Here is a 1,739-nt window from a genome sequence, read left to right as displayed (position 1 = left end):
TGGGCGTGTCTAAAAAACTGGAAACAGCAATAGGCATGGGGTTAGCAACCACTTTTGTGCTAACCCTTGCATCTGTGTGTGCGTACTTAGTGGAAAGCTATATCTTGCGACCGCTCGGTATCGAGTACTTAAGAACCATGAGCTTTATTTTGGTGATCGCTGTCGTGGTACAGTTCACCGAGATGGCTGTACACAAAACTAGCCCGACCCTTTATCGCTTGCTTGGTATCTTCTTACCACTGATCACGACCAACTGTGCCGTATTGGGTGTTGCACTTCTCAACATCAATGAGAATCATAACTTCATCGAATCTATCATTTATGGTTTTGGTGCAGCCGTCGGTTTTTCACTTGTATTGATCCTTTTTGCTTCTATGCGTGAGCGTATCGCTGCGGCTGACGTGCCGGTTCCATTTACAGGTGCATCGATTGCAATGATCACTGCGGGTTTAATGTCGCTTGCTTTCATGGGCTTTACAGGTTTGGTGAAGTAAACAATGAGTACGATTTTAATTGCGATCATCGCACTCGCTGTGCTTGCTGCGATTTTTGGTGCCATTCTTGGTTTTGCTTCTATTCGTTTTAAAGTTGAAGCGGATCCTATCGTGGATCAAATCGACGCGATTCTTCCACAAACACAATGTGGCCAATGTGGTTATCCAGGCTGTCGACCATACGCAGAAGCGATTGCGAATGGAGACAACATCAATAAGTGTCCTCCCGGCGGTCAAGCAACCATCGAAAAACTCGCAGACTTAATGGGAGTGGAACCTGAAGAGTCGGCACACGATCTAGACAGCAAAGTACCGACCGTTGCCTTCATTCACGAAGGTATGTGTATCGGTTGTACTAAGTGTATTCAAGCTTGTCCTGTTGATGCGATTGTTGGTGGGACAAAAGCCGTTCACACGGTCATCAAAGACGAATGTACAGGCTGCGACTTGTGTGTCGCGCCATGTCCAACCGATTGTATTGAAATGATTCCTGTGGAAACCACCACAGATAGCTGGAAGTGGCAACTTAACGCCATCCCAGTGGTTAACATTACGGATGCTGCCAGCGATGCAGCGAACGTGAAAGATTCAATTAAGTAAGGTTTCGTATGTTGTCTTTGATTGAACAAATTCGTACTGGCTCGCTTTGGGACTTCCCAGGCGGTGTGCATCCGGCAGAAAACAAAAAACAATCCAATAAAGCCGACTTAGTGCGAGCATCCATTCCCGCTGAAATCATTCTTCCGCTGAAACAGCACATTGGTAAAGCGGGTAACTTATTAGTCTCTGTTGGTGAGCACGTTTTAAAAGGACAAGCTTTAACCCAATCAGAAACTGGGTTTACAGTACCCGTACATGCGCCAACTTCTGGCACTATCACTGCCATCGAGCCTCGAACGGTGGCTCACCCTTCTGGTTTGAGCGAATTGTGCGCCGTCATCACTCCTGACGGCCAAGATACTTGGTGTAAGAAGTCACCTATCGCTGACTACACTCAAGAATCCGCCGATGCACTCATCGACATTATTCGCCTTGCTGGCATTTCAGGGATGGGTGGTGCAGGCTTCCCTACCGCGAAAAAGATCCAATCGGGCATTGCTCGTACAGAAATCCTGATTGTGAATGCAGCAGAATGTGAACCGTACATCACGGCCGATGACAAACTGATGCAGGAGCATGCCGAAGAGCTTATCCAGGGTATCGAAATTGTCGAACATATCCTTAAGCCAAAACTGACGATCATTG

General features: G+C 47.0%; 2 protein-coding genes and 1 pseudogene. All 3 read left to right on the top strand.

What is annotated here, in order from left to right; genetic code table 11:
- Positions 1–494, top strand: a 494-nt coding sequence (rsxA, locus tag R7M72_RS24360) for an electron transport complex subunit RsxA (RefSeq protein ID WP_318056372.1), incomplete at its 5' end; no start/stop codon positions are given.
- A 3-nt stretch (positions 495–497) separates the two neighbouring features.
- On the top strand, positions 498–1,094 hold the full coding sequence (rsxB, locus tag R7M72_RS24355; RefSeq protein ID WP_031815424.1) for an electron transport complex subunit RsxB: 597 nt from the start codon (positions 498–500) through the stop codon (positions 1,092–1,094).
- Between the two features lie 8 nt (positions 1,095–1,102).
- A pseudogene (locus tag R7M72_RS24350) lies at positions 1,103–1,739 on the top strand (electron transport complex subunit RsxC); the annotation flags it as partial.

It is taken from the genome of Vibrio sp. YT-18 (assembly GCF_033337345.1).
Classification (GTDB): domain Bacteria; phylum Pseudomonadota; class Gammaproteobacteria; order Enterobacterales; family Vibrionaceae; genus Vibrio; species Vibrio alginolyticus.
Note: the sequence above shows the minus strand (reverse complement) of the source record. Positions and strands in the feature narration are given on the sequence as shown.